This is a genomic window from Pectobacterium odoriferum (genome assembly GCF_009931295.1).
In the GTDB taxonomy this organism is placed as follows: Bacteria; Pseudomonadota; Gammaproteobacteria; order Enterobacterales; family Enterobacteriaceae; genus Pectobacterium; species Pectobacterium odoriferum.
Map to the genome: position 1 here is coordinate 1,361,812 of NZ_CP034938.1, position 16,897 is coordinate 1,378,708.

The window sequence follows — 16,897 nt, forward strand, 5'->3', positions numbered from 1 at the left end:
ATTATCCCTCGGCTCCTTTGTGCGAGCCATGCTCGCCCATGTTCATACCCTCACCGTGTTGCATGTTTTCGTCGTGCTTCATGCCTTCACCATGATGTTGCATGTTCATGTCGTTGCCTGTGAATTTGCGAATAATATTATTAAACAAATCCGGCTGGACACTGGAGAAGTATTCGACAGGATGAAATTCACTTGGCTTAGCCAACGTGTTGAATTCATCCATGGTATTCAGTGTCTTAGGGGACGACCGAACGTTCGCAACCCACTGGTCGAACTCTTGTTGAGTTGGTGTGGCAATCGCGGTGAACTTCATACCAGAGAAGCCTTTACCACTATAGCCGCCAGAGATACCGTCATATTTGCCCGGTTCGTTAGCAATCAAGTGGAGCTTCGTCTGCATTCCGGCCATGGCATAGATTTGTCCACCAAGACGAGGGATGAAGAAGGAGTTCATCACGGAGTCGGATGTAATCTTGAACGCAACAGGCACGTTGGCAGGGAAAGCCAGTTCGTTAACCGTCGCGATACCTAGATCCGGGTAAACAAACAGCCATTTCCAATCAAGCGAAACAACTTCGACATTGATAGGTTTGACGTCTGACACCAGTGGCTTATAGGGATCAAGCGAGTGGGTCGTCTTCCAGGTAATCGTGCCAAGAATGACGATAATGATAATTGGTACAGTCCAAACTACAGCTTCTATCTTATTGGAGTGTGACCAGTTCGGGGTATATTTTGCCTTTTCATTGGAAGCACGAAACTTCCAGGCAAAAGCTATCGTCATAACGATAACGGGAATCACAACGATCAACATCAGCCCGATGGCAGTCAGTATTAACGATCTTTGCTCTAACCCGATCTCTCCTTTGGGGTTCATCAGCGCCATATCGCAACCGCTCAGCAAAGCAGTGGCTGCAAATAAAGACAGCATCCCAAAAATTGTATTGTATTTCTTGAGTCTCATCTAGCGACCTCAATAACAAGGGCTCTATTGTCATTTTACGCGAGCGGGCATTTTACGGGAAGGTTACTGCACTGTAAACATGATTAAGGTTATGTCAGCCGTTTGTTGCTGTTTTTTGCCCTTAATGTCACAAAGATAGCCAAAATAAAAATGATATTGAAAAACAGCAAATTAAGAGGCTACCCAGATAAGAGTATGGAAGGATAATAAGAAATTACAACTCATCGTAACGCTTATTTTCTATTTTTAGTTTGGTGAAATTTTTGCTCAACCTGCGTTTTTGATGACAAATGAAATTAGTTTTGGGGGATTTTACGAGGAAATAAAATTCCCTGTAGCAAGATATTATGAGAAAAATAATTAAATAAAGGAACGGTGTAATAGGTTCAGGCAGCAGATGAGCACTGCCTGAACGAATATTAGCTAGCGTACTGACGATTTTGACGCCCGTCTGAGTGACAGGTAATCCAACAAACTGCCCAAGAAAATGCCCAACAGGGCGAGCGTGCCGCCTGCGGCGAGCAGGTATTCTGCTAGCAGAGGCAGTGAGGACCATTCCAGCGCATTACTGATCAGCAGCATAAGCCACAATGCCAGCACGATCACACCTAATCCCAACACATGTAAGGCCTTCTTGTAGTAATTCTGGAAACGTGTCCGTAACTGAAAGGTGTCGGTTTTCTGGGTAAATTCCAGTGTTTCACGGCAGAGCAGCAGGATGGCCAGACCTGGCAATGCGGCAAAAATCGAGAACAGATAGAACCATGCCCAGCCATAGGATTCGACAAACCAGCCAGCGATAGGGCCAACGTAAACCCGTCCGACGGCCGCAAGGGCAGAAAGCAGGGCAAACTGTGTGGCCGAGAATGATTTATTACACAGCGTCATCAATAGTGCGACAAACGCAGCCGTTCCCATGCCACCGCAGAGATTTTCCAGAAAAACCGCGCTGGCCATGGTGAACAGACTTTTATCTGTAATAGCCAGCAGCCAATATCCCGCGTTGGACACGGCCTGAAGAATACCAAACAGCATCAGCGCTCTGAACAACGAGAGCCGCTGCATCAATAATCCGCCGTAAATTGCCCCAACGATGGTGGCGAATAGCCCAAGTGTTTTATTCACCAGCCCGACATCACCAGCATTGAAGCCAACGCCGCGTATCAGGAAGGTTGTCGTCAAACTGATCGCAAAGGCGTCACCGAGCTTGTATAGCACGATAAGCAAAAGAATGAGCCAGGCGTTGTTACGTGCGAAGAAGTCGCGTAGAGGGGCTACAATCGCCTGTTCCATACTGCGTGGCGCTGGCTGGCTATTCAGTGGTTCCGGTGCGAACAGAGTCGCGAACACACCGATCAACATTAATCCTGCCATTGACCAATAGGTGGCCTGCCAGCCGAAATAGCGATCGGCCATCCACAGCGCCAGCCCACCAGAAACCAGCATCGCCAGACGGTAACCTAATACCGAAGTCGCTGCACCTGTGCCACGTTCTCCAGGAGGAAGTAAATCCGTCTTATAGGCATCAAAAACAATATCCTGAGAAGCGGAGCAGAACGCGACCAGAACCGCTAGTGCGGCCAGCCACCAGAGATCGCTTGCCGGATTCATAAACCCCATACCAATAATGGCGGCAATCAGCAGAAGCTGACTGAGAATCAGCCAGCCCCGGCGCCGGCCAAGGAACGGCGGGGTATAGCGATCCATCAGGGGGGACCACAGAAACTTGAATACGTAGGCTTGACCCACCAAAGAGAAGAAACCAATGGTTTTCAGATCGACATTCTCGACGGTCATCCAAGCTTGTAATGTGCCGGATGTCAATGCCAGTGGTAAACCGGAAGCGAAGCCAAGTAACAGCATAAAAAGCGAATTACGTTGGCTGAACAAAGCAATGATGCGACTAAACATGAAGAATCCTTTCCCTTGCTCCGTGAGCATTCAGAAGCAAGGGAAGCGGCGTACAGAAATTAACGGGCGTTTTCTTTGATAAAGCTACTTACAGTCGTGTCTTGTGCCATGTCGTTAATGACATCGCCTAACACCGTGTTAACGGCATTGGTAATGTTTTCATTATTGGCAGTAAACGCACCCTGAACGTTGTAAGTTGAGCGGTAGTTTTTCACCTGTTTATTGCCATTTGCTGCCTGAGAAATGATGGAGATATCCGCTTTGGTCGTGATGTTGTAGCGCAGGTTCCCTTCGGAGACATCGGCGTACAGGTGGTTCACCACGATCTGCAAGGCTACTGGGCCGCCAGTACCGATCATGTAACCACGCGCGGTCATTTGTTTCTCCAGCGCTTCTTGCAATAGGAAGCGCAGGTCGCGAGAAGGCGTCAGCGTAATCAATTGGCCGTCGCGATTCACTTTCGCCAGAGCTTGATCGGCACGCTGATCTGCACCATTGATGCTAATCGTTACGCCCATCAGGGTCGGATCTTGGGAAGGTACGCTAATTTTTGGTGTGATGTTCAGCGTGTTGCTTTTTGCTGCACATCCTGCAAGCAGAATGACGGCCAGAAGAGGGAAAAATAATTTTTTTAACATTCGTATTTTCTCAGTAATGATTAGTGTGGTGAGCTGACAAATATTGTTGATATCATATCATCGCCACAGGCAGGAAAAAGAGCCGATAGCAGGTAAATTGTCCTGAAATTCATCTTTTTCATGCCGTTGACCTGGAAAAACCGTTTTTATCACATCAAGACCGCCGATGATATCTCAACCCTTCGCGACCTCTTTTCTTCATTTGTTATGCCGCCTTTACGCATAACAGGTTGAAAAACGTTAAGGTTATACCCTAAATCATTCGAGTTGTATGAAAGTGGAAAGATAGGGAATCCCGTTAAGTAAGTGATTCGGGCATCGGTGAATGGCAGCAATGTCGCGTTGATATCAAATTTTCCCCAAGCCGAAAGGGTAGTCGTATGATGCGTGAAACGATAGAAGAAAAGCTGCGTGTAGGTTTTGAACCCGCTCATTTAGACGTGACTGATGAGAGCTATCGTCACAACGTGCCTGCGGGCGCAGAAAGTCATTTTAAAGTTGTACTGGTCAGCGATAAATTCGCGGGCGAACGCGTGATTGGCCGGCATCGTGCTGTCTATGCCGTACTGGCAGCGGAGCTGGAGGGGTCGGTGCATGCGTTAGCGCTACATACATATACGACAAAAGAGTGGACCAGTTTGCAAAAGGCCGTTCCTTCTTCACCGCCTTGCGGTGGTGCTGGCATCCTCTCTTAAGTCATTAATATGGCCCGTTCCTGACATATTCAGGGCGGGTTACTGACAAAAGTGTGAATTCGTTGCTGTAATAGTCTGCCCGCCGTTCTCGACTCATCCCCTCTATATCGCTATAATGCTGCGTCTATTTTTTCCTGAATGTATTCGGGACGCTTCTGACTACAGGGACGGGGTTGGCAATTTCCCGGTTCTGCGAGGTTTATTTAAGCCTGTGCGCCTTGGTGCCAGCGCTGAATCAGCCCTGCTGTCGTGAGAGTTTTCGTCGCGAGAATAGTTTTGGGGTTGACCGATCACTGTGATTTTTTGAGGTAACAAGATGCAAGTTTCAGTTGAAACCACTCAAGGTCTGGGACGTCGCGTAACGATTACCGTTGCTGCTGACATCATTGAGAGTGCGGTGAAGAGCGAGCTGGTCAACGCGGCCAAAAAAGTACGTATTGACGGTTTTCGTAAAGGCAAAGTGCCGATGAATGTTGTTGCTCAGCGTTATGGTGCCTCCGTGCGTCAGGACGTATTGGGTGACCTGATGCAGCGCAACTTTGTTGACGCTATCATCAAAGAAAAAATTAATCCGGTTGGCGCGCCTAACTATATCCCTGGCGAATATGCTGTAGGCGGCGACTTCACTTACTCTGTTGAGTTTGACGTGTACCCGGAAATCGAACTGAAAGGTCTGGATGCGATCGAAGTTGAAAAACCGATTGTTGAAGTGACTGATGCTGACGTTGATACTATGCTGGACACGCTGCGTAAGCAACAGGCAACCTGGAAAGAAACCGACCGCGCTGCGGCAGCGGAAGATCGTGCAACGATCGATTTCACTGGCTCTATCGACGGTGAAGTCTTTGAAGGCGGAAAAGCGTCCGACTTCGTTCTGGCAATGGGCCAGAATCGCATGATCCCAGGCTTTGAAGATGGCATCGTTGGGCACAAAGCGGGTGAAGAATTCACTATCAACGTGAACTTCCCAGAAGATTACCACGCTGAAAATCTGAAAGGAAAAGCGGCTCAGTTCGCTATCGTCCTGAAGAAAGTTGAAGAGCGTGAGCTGCCTGAACTGACTGAAGAATTCATCAAACGTTTCGGCGTGGCTGATGGGTCTCAGGAAGGTCTGCGTGCTGAAGTTCGTAAAAATATGGAACGTGAGCTGAAAGGCGCGGTGCGTAACCGTGTTAAAACTCAGGTTCTGGACGGACTGATCAACGCCAACGAAATCGACGTGCCAGTTGCACTGATCGATGGCGAAATCGACGTTCTGCGTCGTCAGGCTGCGCAGCGTTTTGGCGGCAACGAGAAGCAAGCGCAGGAATTACCGCGTGAGCTGTTCGAAGAGCAAGCTAAACGCCGCGTTGTTATCGGTCTGTTGCTGGGCGAAGTCATCAGCAGCAATGAGCTGAAAGCTGACGAAGCGCGTGTTAATGCACTGATCGAAGAGATGGCTTCTGCTTACGAAGATCCGCAGGAAGTTATCGAGTTCTACAGCAAAAACAAAGAGCTGCTGAACAACATGCGTAACGTTGCTCTGGAAGAACAAGCGGTAGAAACCGTGCTTGCTAAAGCGAAAGTTGTTGAGAAATCAGTAAGCTTCAACGAACTGATGAACCAAACGACTACGGCATAAACCCTGTTGATATCAACATCGTTTATTGCGTAGCGGGGAGGCTTCCCTATCAAAAGCCCGTGCCTTATGGCGCGGGCTTTTTGCTTATAGCCTTACGCGATCTTGATATCGATAATTATCGTTTAGGTGGAACTTAACCTGACGTCTAGCGCCTCCGCTTGCGTCAGTGAATCGATGAGAAATGGTCGCCTGAAATTGCACTACTATTAAGTCAGGTAGAGAATTTTCTAGGTCAGGCAACGAGTTAAACCACTGCGTTGCCGTGCCGATAACGTGTTAAGAATAAAATAATTGGCTCTTTAATAGAGAACGATTGATAGTGTAAGCTTGAAATACAATGCGTGTGCCCCCACTCACTGAAGAGGAAAAGTGGGCACAGCAGGTAAGGATTCTCGGCCGGATGGGTTGTTCAACTGGGGCGGGGCAGGGTTCAATAGTCATCCCTCTCTATCTCTAGTAGAATTGAGTAATACTATGATTGAACCGCGCAATGATTGAACAACGCTAAGAGTGCCGGACGCATTTTATCTAGGAGACGTGAATGTCATACAGTGGCGAACAAGAAAGACAAGCACCTCATATGGCATTAGTGCCGATGGTGGTTGAACAGACCTCGCGTGGGGAACGTTCTTACGATATCTATTCCCGTCTGCTAAAAGAACGGATAATCTTCCTGACTGGTCAGGTGGAAGATCACATGGCGAATCTGGTTGTGGCACAGATGCTGTTTCTGGAAGCTGAAAACCCAGAAAAAGATATTTATCTGTACATTAACTCTCCAGGTGGCGTCATTACTGCCGGTATGTCCATTTACGACACCATGCAGTTTATCAAGCCGGATGTCAGCACGATCTGTATGGGACAGGCCTGTTCCATGGGCGCGTTCCTGTTGACGGCGGGAGCCAAAGGCAAACGTATTTGCCTACCTAACTCGCGCGTCATGATTCACCAGCCATTGGGTGGTTTCCAAGGGCAGGCAACGGATATTGAAATCCATGCCAAAGAAATACTGAAAGTGAAAGCCAAAATGAACGAGCTGATGGCGAAACATACGGGTCAGCCTCTCGAAGCGATAGAGAGAGACACCGAGCGCGATCGTTTCCTCTCTGCCAGTGAGGCAGTAGACTACGGTTTGGTAGACTCCGTATTCACTAACCGTGGGTAATAATTCGCCATATTAGCGGTCTGGTGTAGCTAAAGATCAGTGTTCGACCGATAGTCTGTTGTGCGAGGTTATTTTACGCGTATTGGCTATAAGTATCGGCGTTCGTTGTAGCGGTATCGCTGTGGTTGGCCTGCGGGCAAAAGACGAAAAAGAGGTTTAACTCATGACAGATAAGCGCAAAGACGGTTCAGGAAAGTTACTGTACTGCTCTTTTTGCGGCAAAAGCCAGCATGAAGTGCGTAAGCTGATTGCCGGGCCGTCGGTGTATATCTGCGATGAATGTGTTGACTTGTGTAACGACATTATTCGCGAAGAGATTAAAGAAGTGGCGCCACACCGTGAGCGCAGTGCGTTGCCGACGCCACACGAAATTCGCCGCCACCTTGACGATTACGTCATTGGTCAAGAACAGGCCAAGAAGGTGTTGGCCGTTGCGGTGTATAACCACTATAAACGCTTGCGTAATGGTGACAGCAGTAACGGGATCGAACTGGGTAAAAGTAACATTCTGCTGATCGGTCCGACAGGTAGTGGTAAAACGCTGCTGGCTGAAACGCTGGCGCGTTTCTTGGATGTTCCGTTCACCATGGCGGATGCGACCACGCTGACTGAAGCGGGTTACGTTGGTGAAGACGTTGAAAACATCATTCAGAAGCTGTTGCAGAAGTGCGATTACGATGTGCAGAAAGCGCAGCGTGGCATTGTCTACATCGATGAAATCGACAAGATTTCTCGTAAATCAGACAACCCATCGATCACCCGCGATGTATCTGGTGAAGGCGTTCAGCAGGCTCTGCTGAAGCTGATCGAAGGCACTATCGCAGCGGTTCCACCGCAGGGTGGCCGTAAGCATCCGCAGCAGGAGTTCTTGCAGGTTGATACTTCCAAGATCCTCTTTATCTGCGGCGGTGCGTTCGCGGGTCTGGACAAGGTGATCGAGCAGCGTACTGATACAGGTCGCGGTATCGGCTTTAATGCAACGGTTAAAGGATCGGCTGACAAAGCAACAGAAGGCGAGCTGTTAAGCAATGTGGAACCGGGGGACTTGATTAAATTCGGTTTGATTCCTGAGTTTATCGGTCGTCTGCCAGTCGTTGCGACGCTGAGAGAACTGAGCGAAGACGCGCTGATTCAGATTCTGCGTGAGCCGAAGAATGCGCTGACCAAACAGTATCAGGCGTTGTTCAATTTGGAAGGCGTCGAGCTGGAATTCCGCGATGAAGCGTTGACGGCGATTGCCAAGAAAGCGATGGTGCGTAAAACCGGTGCACGTGGTCTGCGTTCTATCGTTGAAGCTGCTCTGCTGGATACCATGTATGACCTGCCATCGCTGGAAAGCGTGGATAAAGTCGTCATTGATGAATCCGTTATTGCGGGCCAGTCCGAACCATTGCTGATCTATGGCAAACCCGAGACACAGCAGGCTTCCGGCGAATAATTAATCAATTTGGCTGTATCAAAAAATAAAAATGGGGGATTTATCCCCCATTTGTTTTTTTACACGCATGCTGGTCGTTGAATGTGAGACATTTATCCCCATATACTCAAATACCTATTTGATGAAACCCGTGAAAACCGCGTTTCACGAGATTCCCATAACCTGGCGGAAACGAAACTAAGAGAGAGCTCTATGAACCCTGAGCGTTCCGAACGCATAGAAATCCCCGTATTGCCATTGCGCGATGTGGTGGTTTATCCGCACATGGTCATTCCGTTGTTTGTTGGTCGTGAGAAATCGATTCGGTGCCTTGAAGCCGCAATGGATCATGATAAGAAGATCATGCTGGTGGCACAGAAAGAAGCCTCAACGGATGAGCCAAGTATTAACGATCTTTTCTCGGTAGGGACGGTAGCCTCAATTCTTCAAATGCTGAAACTGCCGGACGGCACGGTAAAAGTGCTGGTCGAGGGGTTACAGCGTGCGCGTATTACGACGCTTTCTGACAGCGGTGAGCATTTCGCTGCACACGCAGAATATCTTGATTCCCCAGCGATTGATGAACGTGAGCAGGAAGTACTCATGCGCACGGCGATCAATCAGTTTGAGGGATACATCAAGCTAAACAAGAAGATTCCACCAGAAGTGCTGACGTCTCTGAACAGCATTGATGACGCTGCGCGTTTAGCCGATACCATTGCTGCGCACATGCCCCTGAAATTGGCTGATAAGCAGTCTGTACTTGAAATGTTCGATATCACTGAACGTTTGGAGTACCTGATGGCGATGATGGAATCCGAAATCGACCTATTGCAGGTAGAAAAACGGATTCGTGGCCGCGTTAAGAAGCAAATGGAGAAAAGCCAGCGTGAGTACTATCTGAATGAGCAAATGAAAGCCATTCAGAAAGAGCTGGGTGAGATGGATGATGCTCCGGATGAACACGAAGCATTAAAGCGCAAGATTGAAGCGGCGAAAATGCCGAAAGACGCGCGTGAGAAAGCCGAAGCCGAGTTGCAAAAGCTGAAAATGATGTCACCGATGTCGGCAGAAGCGACGGTAGTGCGCAGCTATATCGACTGGATGGTGCAGGTGCCGTGGAATGCGCGCAGCAAAGTGAAGAAAGACTTGCTGAAAGCGCAGGAAATGCTGGATACCGACCATTATGGTCTGGATCGCGTGAAAGAACGTATCCTCGAATATCTCGCAGTACAGAGCCGTGTCAGCAAAATCAGAGGGCCGATTCTGTGTCTGGTGGGGCCGCCTGGCGTGGGTAAAACCTCGCTCGGTCAATCCATCGCCAAAGCGACCGGACGTCAGTATGTGCGCATGGCGCTGGGTGGCGTGCGTGACGAAGCGGAGATCCGCGGGCATCGTCGTACCTATATCGGTTCCATGCCGGGCAAACTGATCCAAAAAATGGCGAAAGTTGGTGTGAAAAACCCGCTATTCCTGCTGGATGAGATCGACAAGATGTCTTCTGACATGCGTGGCGATCCGGCTTCTGCCTTGCTGGAAGTGCTCGATCCTGAGCAAAACGTGGCGTTTAACGATCACTATCTGGAAGTCGACTACGATCTGTCCGATGTGATGTTTGTTGCGACGTCTAACTCCATGAACATCCCAGCACCGCTGCTTGACCGTATGGAAGTCATTCGTCTTTCCGGCTATACCGAAGACGAAAAATTGAATATCGCCAAACAGCATCTGCTGCCGAAACAGATCGAACGTAATGCGCTGAAAAATGGCGAACTGTCGGTAGAAGACAGTGCGATTGTTGGCATTATCCGTTATTACACACGTGAAGCTGGCGTGCGTAGCCTCGAGCGTGAAATCTCCAAGCTGTGCCGTAAAGCAGTAAAAACGCTGTTGATGGATAAATCTACTAAGCATATCCAGATTTCGGGCGATAACCTTAAGGATTTCCTTGGGGTACAGCGCTTTGACTATGGCCGTGCGGACGATGAAAATCGCGTAGGGCAGGTGACCGGACTGGCCTGGACGGAAGTTGGTGGCGATCTGCTGACGATTGAAACGGCCTGCGTGCCGGGCAAAGGTAAGCTGACTTATACCGGTTCGTTGGGTGAGGTCATGCAGGAGTCGATTCAGGCTGCGCTTACCGTCGTTCGTGCCAGAGCGGAAAAATTAGGCATCAATGCTGATTTTTACGAGAAACGTGATATCCACGTTCACGTTCCAGAAGGTGCGACGCCAAAAGACGGTCCGAGTGCGGGTATCGCTATGTGTACCGCGCTGGTTTCTTGTTTGACTGGGAACCCGGTGCGTGCCGATGTGGCGATGACAGGGGAAATTACCCTGCGTGGTCTGGTGCTGCCGATTGGTGGTCTGAAAGAGAAGCTGCTGGCCGCACACCGTGGTGGTATCAAGACGGTATTGATTCCAGATGACAACAAGCGCGATCTAGAGGATATCCCGCAGAACGTGATTGCCGATCTGGAAATCCATCCGGTGAAACGTATTGAGGAAGTGTTAGCGTTCGCGTTGCAGAATTCGCCTTCTGGCATGCAAGTGGTCTCGACGCCTAAAGCCAAGACCAAAGCCAAGGCAAAATAGTGACCTGTCGCAAAAACCCTTGAGAAAATCAGGGCTGGTGAGTGAAATCGTGCTTGCCAGCTTTTTTTTGTACCGCTAAGTTAGAGCACTGTTAGTTTTAGCTGTAACTGGCTAAGCATGACAGTATTGATAATATACACTAAATAATTCGAGTTGCAGGAAGACGGCGACGCAGAGAGTCCCTGGAGCTTACATCAGTAAGTGACTGGGGTGAGCGAGGAAAGCCAACGCACATGCAGCTTGAAGTATGACGGGTATAAGTTACGTCTCGCGTCTTGGGACATTGAAGCGCGATAAGAGAATTCCAGAGGGGATGACAGAGTGAACAAGTCACAATTGATCGACAAAATTGCCGCAGATGCTGATATTTCCAAAGCGGCAGCAGGGCGTGTGTTAGATGCAATTATTGGTTCCGTTACCGAATCCCTGAAAGAAGGGGATGATGTTGCTTTGGTTGGTTTTGGTACTTTTTCAGTGCGTGAACGTGCTGCTCGTACCGGCCGTAACCCGCAAACGGGTAAAGAAATCAGTATCCCTGCGGCGAAAGTACCAGGATTCCGTGCTGGTAAAACGCTGAAAGACGCCGTTAACTGATTATTACGTCACAGGTTTGGCGGATAACCACTTTGGGTGCCAAACAATACCTGACGCAATGATATTGGTAGGGTAAGATACGAGGCGCATCATTTTATGATGTGCCTTTTATTTATATAGGATTTTACCCTAAATAATTCGAGTTGCGTGAAGGCGGCAAGAGAGGGAGTCCCGATGAGCTTACTTAAGTAAGTGATTCGGGTGACTGACGTAGCCAACGCACATGCAACTTGAAGTATGACGGGTATATACATGCCCGACACATGGCAGAACGTGGCGGGCAATAAGCTTAAGTGCGCCCTAGCCTTGTATTGGGCTATAGCAATCGCAAGGATGCATGGCTCCGGCCAGCGCAGGGAGTTTTATCCATTCTACAGCGGAGTGTTGTCACATTATGATGGACAATTTACGTACGGCCGCGAATAACGTCGTGCTCAAAATTATTCTTGCTTTGATCATCGCATCATTCGTTCTAACTGGCGTTGGTGATTATCTTATTGGTGGTTCAGGAGATTACGCTGCAAAGGTGAACGGGCAAGAAATTACCCGCGCACAGCTTGAGCAGGCGGTACAGAACGAACGCAGTCGTCAGCAGGAAGCCTTGGGTGAGAATTTCTCTCTTCTGGCGAGTAATGACGGCTACATGCAACAATTGCGTAAGCAGGCACTCTCCCAACTCATTGATGAAACCTTGCTGGATCAGTATGCCAACAAGCTGGGACTGAACATCAGTGATGAGCAAATCAAACAGGCGATCTTTGACGTTCCTTCGTTTCAGACAAACAACCGTTTTGATAATGAAAAGTATCTGGATCAGGTTCGTCGCCTTGGCGTAACGCCGGATATGTATGCTTTGATGCTGCGTAAGCAACTGACTTCACAGCAGCTGATTCGCGGTTTTGGCAATACAGCGTTTCTGCTGCCGCAGGAGATCGATAATCTGGTGAAACTGGCTGCACAAGATCGCGTTGTCCGTGTCGCAACCATTGATATTGCTGCCAAGGCGAAAGCTCAGACGGTTGCTGACGATGAAGTCCAGAGTTATTACGATCAAAACAAAGGGAATTTCATCGCACCAGAAGAATTCAAAGTCAGCTATATCACGCTGGATGCGGCAAGCATCATGGACGGCGTGAAAGTAGACGATGCTGCCATCAACGATTTCTACGAACAGAACAAGAGCGACTATTCCCAACCTGAGCGCAAAAAATTCAGCGTTATTCAGGTGAAGAATGAGGCCGATGCAACGTCTGTTCTGGATTCGCTGAAGCAAGGTGGTGATTTTTCTGCGCTGGCGAAAGAAAAATCAACGGACATCATCTCGCGTCGCAACGGTGGCGATCTGGGTTGGATGGACGAAAACAGCATGATTGATGAGCTTAAACAGGCAAAACTGACAGAGAAAGGTCAGATTTCCGAAGCGATTAAATCCTCTGTTGGTTATTTGATTGTGCGCCTGGATGATGTTCAGCCGCAGCAGATCAAACCGTTGAGCGAAGTGCGTGCTGAAATCGCTGATAAAGTGAAGCATGAAAAAGCGCAGGATGGGTTCTATGCGCTGCAACAAAAAGTTAGCGAAGCAGCCAGCAACGACAACGAGTCTCTGGCTTCAGCAGAAGAAGCCGCCGGTGTGAAAGTAACGCAGACTGACTGGTTTACTCGTGAGCAGGTTCCTGCCGCGCTGAACTTCCAGCCAGTAACGCAGGCTATCTTTAGCGGTGCGCTGTTGGGCGAAAACGGTGCTGCGGGCAACAACTCCGATGTGATTAACGTCGACGGCGATCGTGCTTTCGTTCTGCGTATCACTGAGCACAAGCCTGAAAGTACTCGCCCTCTGGATCAGGTGCGTACTGAGATCGTTGAGGTGTTGAAACGTCAGAAGGCTGAACAGCAGACTCGTGTAGATGCTGAAAAAATTCTGGCTGAGCTGAAGCAAGGTAAAGACGATGCGCTTAAAACGGCAGGTCTGAGTTTTGGTGAAGCAAAAACGATGTCTTCTATCTCTCAGGGTGATGCAACGGCCGAAGCAATCTTTGCTATGCCACATCCAGAGAAAGATAAGCCATCTTATGCGATTACTCAGGATCAAACCGGTAATGTTGTGCTGGTCGCGCTGGATAGTGTGACGCCACATCAGCTAAACGATGAGCAGAAAACACAGTTTGCCAGCCAGGTTCAGCAAGGTTCTCTGGGCGCGCTGTTTGATTCTCTGCTGTCCAGCTTGCGTAGTGAAGCGAAAATCAAGATGGGCAATGCGGCGCAAGAACAGCAATAAGCTCCGCAAAAATTTGCAAATCGTTGCAACAACAAAAGGCCGCTTTCGCGGCCTTTTCCACATTTAAATTCTGCTGTTTGCGGTGTTGATGGGTCTGCGGCAAGGTAGCCGTGCTGTCACACACAAGGAGGAAACAGCATGAAAAAATCAGGAATAAAAGCACTGTGCTTAATCATCGGAATGAGTTTGTCTGGGTTGCCATTACTGGGTCAGGCGGCACCTAAAGCTGCCGACAGTACGGCAACAGCGGTAAAGTCTGGGCCAGCAGATCAGAAAGCGGAAAAAGCAACGCTTCCTGATGGTGACGAGGATAAGGTAAGCATTAATGCAGCAAACGCTGCTGATTTGGCGGAAATAATGAACGGTGTCGGCCTTAAAAAAGCGGAAGCGATCGTTAACTATCGTGAGCAAAATGGTCCTTTTACCCAGATCGATCAATTAACAGAGGTCCCAGGAATTGGGGCGGCGTTGGTTGAGCGAAATCTCTCTCGTTTAAAACTGTGATATCAGTCGCAGCCCAGTCGAGCACTTCCTCTGGGCTGCGAACCTCTGCTAGGCTAATTATCAGGTCATACCAGTTGTTGGTGTTGTCACAGGAGTATTACCGCCATGCAGACTTTCATTACCGTTCGTGGTTATCACATTGATGTTTATCAGCACGTTAATAACGCGCGCTATCTGGAGTTTTTGGAAGAGGCGCGTTGGCAATGGCTGGAAACATTGCCTGCTTTTGGCTGGATGCATAGCAACAAGATTGCTTTCGTTGTGGTGAACATCAATATCAACTATCGCAAGCCTGCCGTTCTCGGTGACGTGCTGCGTATTGATAGCGAACTGCTACAGATGAATACGAAAAGTGGCGTGATCAGTCAGAAAATAACCCGAGTGTCTGATGAAAGCGATGTGGCGGATGCCACGCTGACGTTTGTCTGCATCGATTTATCAACGCAAAAAGCACTGCCATTGGAGGGAGAACTACTGGAACACTTAAACGAGATTCGCCGTTAATATGAAGCAACAGGCCACTACCTGTAAGGCGTGGCCTGCTGTTTTTAGATTGTGTGATGTTTCTGCGTGTCGGTTTCTGAATGGTGGCGTGAAATATCAGCGTAATCCTGCTTTCTGCTTCAGCGATGCCATGACAGCCACGGAATCATTTTGATACTGCGCAAGCCCGTTTGCTCGTAAATGGCAGGCGGCACACTGACCACACCCATCACCCTTGATGCCGTTATAGCAGGTTAGCGTGTGGTAACGAACGGTATCGAGTTGCTGGTAATGATCCGCCAGCGCCCAGGTTTCGGCCTTATTAAGCCACATCAGCGGGGTTTCAAAACGGATATCGCGGGCAATACCTAAAACAATAGCCTGATTCAGTGCCTTGACGAATTCATCGCGACAATCTGGGTAACCGGAAAAATCGGTCTCACACACGCCGGTAATGACGGCTTCCGCACCAACCTGATAGGCGTAGATAGAGGCGAGCGTCAGGAAGAGAATATTTCTTCCTGGAACAAAGGTGTTGGGGATGCCCTGTGCATTGGCGTCGTAATCGGGGACTGGAATACTGTCACGCGTCAGGCTGCTGGTGGCGAGTTCATTCAGTAAACCGACGTCCAGAACCTTATGCGCCGTTGCCCCCAGTTTCTGGCTGAGTTCCCGAGCGACATCAATTTCAGCACGGTGACGTTGCCCATAATCGAAGGTGATGCAGTGGACGTCATCATAATCTTGCAGAGCCTGAATCAGGCAGGTTGTGGAATCTTGTCCACCGCTAAAAACGACAACAGCACGCTTCATTCTTCATTCACCTTAATGCGGGGTGTGATGTAAAGCCGCTATGTTACCTGAAAAATAGCCCGTATTCAGCGCTGCGGCTGTGCGCTGAATACACCAGCCTTACACCGGGCTGAGTTCCGGTATGAGAGGTGATATTTTTGGGGTGTTCAGGGCATCAAGGTAGGGGCTTATGTCGCCGATATTTTTTTCTACCCAACTGCTGTTGTAGTAGGTGTCCAGATAGCGTTCGCCGCTGTCGCATAGCAGGGTCACAATCGCGCCTTTTTGACCCCGGTTCACCATCTCCTTGGCCAGTTGCAGCATACCCCAGACGTTGGTACCGGTAGAGGCTCCTGCTTTACGGCCTAACACGCTTTCCAGCCAGTACAGCGTTGCGATGCTGGCGGCATCCGGTACTTTGATCATGCTATCAATGACGTCAGGAATAAAAGAAGGCTCAGCACGAGGACGACCAATACCTTCTATTCGGCTACCGCATGGGCCAGTGATGGAGCGATCCCGCTGTTGGTAACAATCGTAGAAGACGGAGTGTTCTGGATCGACGACGACTAGTTGCGTATCCAGCCCCTGATAGCGAATGTAGCGTCCGAGCGTGGCTGACGTACCGCCAGTTCCTGCGCTCATCACGATGTAATCCGGTACGGTATGCGGTTCACGTGCCATTTGGCGGTAAATGCTGTCGGCAATATTGTTGTTGCCGCGCCAGTCGGTGGCGCGCTCCGCGTAGGTGAACTGATCCATATAATGGCCGTTCATCTCTTGTGCGAGCTGTTCGGATGCGGCATAGATTTGTCCTGCCTGTTCAACAAAATGGCAGCGCCCGCCATAGAAAGCGATTTGCTCGATTTTTCTTTTTGCGGTACAGGAAGGCATGACGGCGATAAATGGCAGGCCAAGTAAACGTGCAAAATAGGCTTCTGACACGGCAGTGCTGCCGGATGACGCTTCGATAATTGGCGTGCCTTCTTTAATCCAACCGTTGCACAGCCCGTAGAGAAATAAGGAACGAGCCAGGCGATGTTTCAGGCTACCGCTGGGGTGGGTGCTTTCATCTTTGAGATAAAAATAGATACCGGGGTAGTCCGGCAGGGTCAGTCGGATAAGATGCGTATCAGCTGAGCGCTGAAAATCTGCTTCGATAGCGCTGATGGCATTTTTAACCCAGGCATTGGTCATGATAAAAACTCGGTTAGGCAGTGATGCGAATAGAGTAACGAGTTTT

General features: G+C 49.2%; 14 protein-coding genes. 9 read left to right on the forward strand and 5 right to left on the reverse strand.

Translation table 11 applies throughout. The features are described 5' to 3' along the window. Position 1 precedes the first annotated feature (1 nt). The 3 genes from cyoA to EO763_RS06010 all read right to left on the reverse strand — a co-directional run bounded on the left by cyoA (position 2) and on the right by EO763_RS06010 (position 3,513). Positions 2 to 964, reverse strand: a complete 963-nt coding sequence (gene cyoA / locus EO763_RS06000) for a cytochrome o ubiquinol oxidase subunit II (RefSeq protein ID WP_039490487.1) — start codon at positions 962 to 964, stop codon at positions 2 to 4. A gap of 423 nt (positions 965 to 1,387) precedes the next feature. After that, the gene (ampG, locus tag EO763_RS06005) at positions 1,388 to 2,875 is read right to left on the reverse strand and encodes a muropeptide MFS transporter AmpG (RefSeq protein WP_161528400.1); all 1,488 of its coding nucleotides are present in this window, start codon (positions 2,873 to 2,875) and stop codon (positions 1,388 to 1,390) included. 59 nt (positions 2,876 to 2,934) lie between these two features. Continuing rightward, the gene (locus tag EO763_RS06010; RefSeq protein WP_010304166.1) at positions 2,935 to 3,513 is read right to left on the reverse strand and encodes a lipoprotein; all 579 of its coding nucleotides are present in this window, start codon (positions 3,511 to 3,513) and stop codon (positions 2,935 to 2,937) included. A 380-nt stretch (positions 3,514 to 3,893) separates the two neighbouring features. On the opposite strand from EO763_RS06010, the gene bolA reads away from it, so the two are divergent. The 9 genes from bolA to EO763_RS06055 all read left to right on the forward strand — a co-directional run bounded on the left by bolA (position 3,894) and on the right by EO763_RS06055 (position 14,883). Further along, a complete protein-coding gene (gene bolA / locus EO763_RS06015) occupies positions 3,894 to 4,208 on the forward strand; it encodes a transcriptional regulator BolA (RefSeq protein WP_161528401.1) in 315 nt (104 codons plus the stop codon). Between the two features lie 316 nt (positions 4,209 to 4,524). Continuing rightward, the gene (tig, locus tag EO763_RS06020) at positions 4,525 to 5,829 is read left to right on the forward strand and encodes a trigger factor (protein ID WP_161528402.1); all 1,305 of its coding nucleotides are present in this window, start codon (positions 4,525 to 4,527) and stop codon (positions 5,827 to 5,829) included. Positions 5,830 to 6,370: 541 nt separating this feature from the next. Beyond that, positions 6,371 to 6,994, forward strand: coding sequence for an ATP-dependent Clp endopeptidase proteolytic subunit ClpP (gene clpP / locus EO763_RS06025; RefSeq protein WP_010282141.1), 624 nt, complete (start codon positions 6,371 to 6,373; stop codon positions 6,992 to 6,994). A 163-nt stretch (positions 6,995 to 7,157) separates the two neighbouring features. Continuing rightward, positions 7,158 to 8,432 (forward strand): ATP-dependent protease ATP-binding subunit ClpX, encoded by a 1,275-nt coding sequence (gene clpX / locus EO763_RS06030; protein ID WP_161528403.1) that lies wholly within the window; start codon positions 7,158 to 7,160, stop codon positions 8,430 to 8,432. Between the two features lie 192 nt (positions 8,433 to 8,624). Next, positions 8,625 to 11,006, forward strand: a complete 2,382-nt coding sequence (gene lon, locus EO763_RS06035) for an endopeptidase La (protein ID WP_039472374.1) — start codon at positions 8,625 to 8,627, stop codon at positions 11,004 to 11,006. 321 nt (positions 11,007 to 11,327) lie between these two features. Continuing rightward, complete coding sequence (hupB, locus tag EO763_RS06040; RefSeq protein ID WP_005976031.1) at positions 11,328 to 11,600, forward strand: nucleoid-associated protein HU-beta; 273 nt, start codon at positions 11,328 to 11,330, stop codon at positions 11,598 to 11,600. Between the two features lie 394 nt (positions 11,601 to 11,994). After that, a complete protein-coding gene (ppiD, locus tag EO763_RS06045) occupies positions 11,995 to 13,875 on the forward strand; it encodes a peptidylprolyl isomerase (protein ID WP_161528404.1) in 1,881 nt (626 codons plus the stop codon). Between the two features lie 138 nt (positions 13,876 to 14,013). After that, positions 14,014 to 14,379 (forward strand): helix-hairpin-helix domain-containing protein, encoded by a 366-nt coding sequence (locus EO763_RS06050; RefSeq protein ID WP_125232436.1) that lies wholly within the window; start codon positions 14,014 to 14,016, stop codon positions 14,377 to 14,379. Positions 14,380 to 14,484: 105 nt separating this feature from the next. After that, the gene (locus EO763_RS06055; protein WP_039490499.1) at positions 14,485 to 14,883 is read left to right on the forward strand and encodes an acyl-CoA thioesterase; all 399 of its coding nucleotides are present in this window, start codon (positions 14,485 to 14,487) and stop codon (positions 14,881 to 14,883) included. Between the two features lie 96 nt (positions 14,884 to 14,979). Here EO763_RS06055 and queC read toward each other — a convergent pair whose 3' ends face one another. Both queC and EO763_RS06065 read right to left on the reverse strand, forming a co-directional pair. Continuing rightward, the gene (queC, locus tag EO763_RS06060; RefSeq protein ID WP_109224981.1) at positions 14,980 to 15,675 is read right to left on the reverse strand and encodes a 7-cyano-7-deazaguanine synthase QueC; all 696 of its coding nucleotides are present in this window, start codon (positions 15,673 to 15,675) and stop codon (positions 14,980 to 14,982) included. Positions 15,676 to 15,774: 99 nt separating this feature from the next. Continuing rightward, entirely contained in the window at positions 15,775 to 16,851 is a 1,077-nt protein-coding gene (locus EO763_RS06065; protein ID WP_161528405.1) for a PLP-dependent cysteine synthase family protein, read from the reverse strand. Positions 16,852 to 16,897 lie beyond the last annotated feature (46 nt).

Coding starts and splice junctions, on each gene's coding strand:
- cyoA (WP_039490487.1), bottom strand. CDS start 964: ATGAGACTCAAGAAATACAATACAATTTTTGGGATGCTGTCTTTATTT.
- ampG (WP_161528400.1), bottom strand. CDS start 2,875: ATGTTTAGTCGCATCATTGCTTTGTTCAGCCAACGTAATTCGCTTTTT.
- EO763_RS06010 (WP_010304166.1), bottom strand. CDS start 3,513: ATGTTAAAAAAATTATTTTTCCCTCTTCTGGCCGTCATTCTGCTTGCA.
- bolA (WP_161528401.1), top strand. CDS start 3,894: ATGATGCGTGAAACGATAGAAGAAAAGCTGCGTGTAGGTTTTGAACCC.
- tig (WP_161528402.1), top strand. CDS start 4,525: ATGCAAGTTTCAGTTGAAACCACTCAAGGTCTGGGACGTCGCGTAACG.
- clpP (WP_010282141.1), top strand. CDS start 6,371: ATGTCATACAGTGGCGAACAAGAAAGACAAGCACCTCATATGGCATTA.
- clpX (WP_161528403.1), top strand. CDS start 7,158: ATGACAGATAAGCGCAAAGACGGTTCAGGAAAGTTACTGTACTGCTCT.
- lon (WP_039472374.1), top strand. CDS start 8,625: ATGAACCCTGAGCGTTCCGAACGCATAGAAATCCCCGTATTGCCATTG.
- ppiD (WP_161528404.1), top strand. CDS start 11,995: ATGATGGACAATTTACGTACGGCCGCGAATAACGTCGTGCTCAAAATT.
- EO763_RS06050 (WP_125232436.1), top strand. CDS start 14,014: ATGAAAAAATCAGGAATAAAAGCACTGTGCTTAATCATCGGAATGAGT.
- EO763_RS06055 (WP_039490499.1), top strand. CDS start 14,485: ATGCAGACTTTCATTACCGTTCGTGGTTATCACATTGATGTTTATCAG.
- queC (WP_109224981.1), bottom strand. CDS start 15,675: ATGAAGCGTGCTGTTGTCGTTTTTAGCGGTGGACAAGATTCCACAACC.
- EO763_RS06065 (WP_161528405.1), bottom strand. CDS start 16,851: ATGACCAATGCCTGGGTTAAAAATGCCATCAGCGCTATCGAAGCAGAT.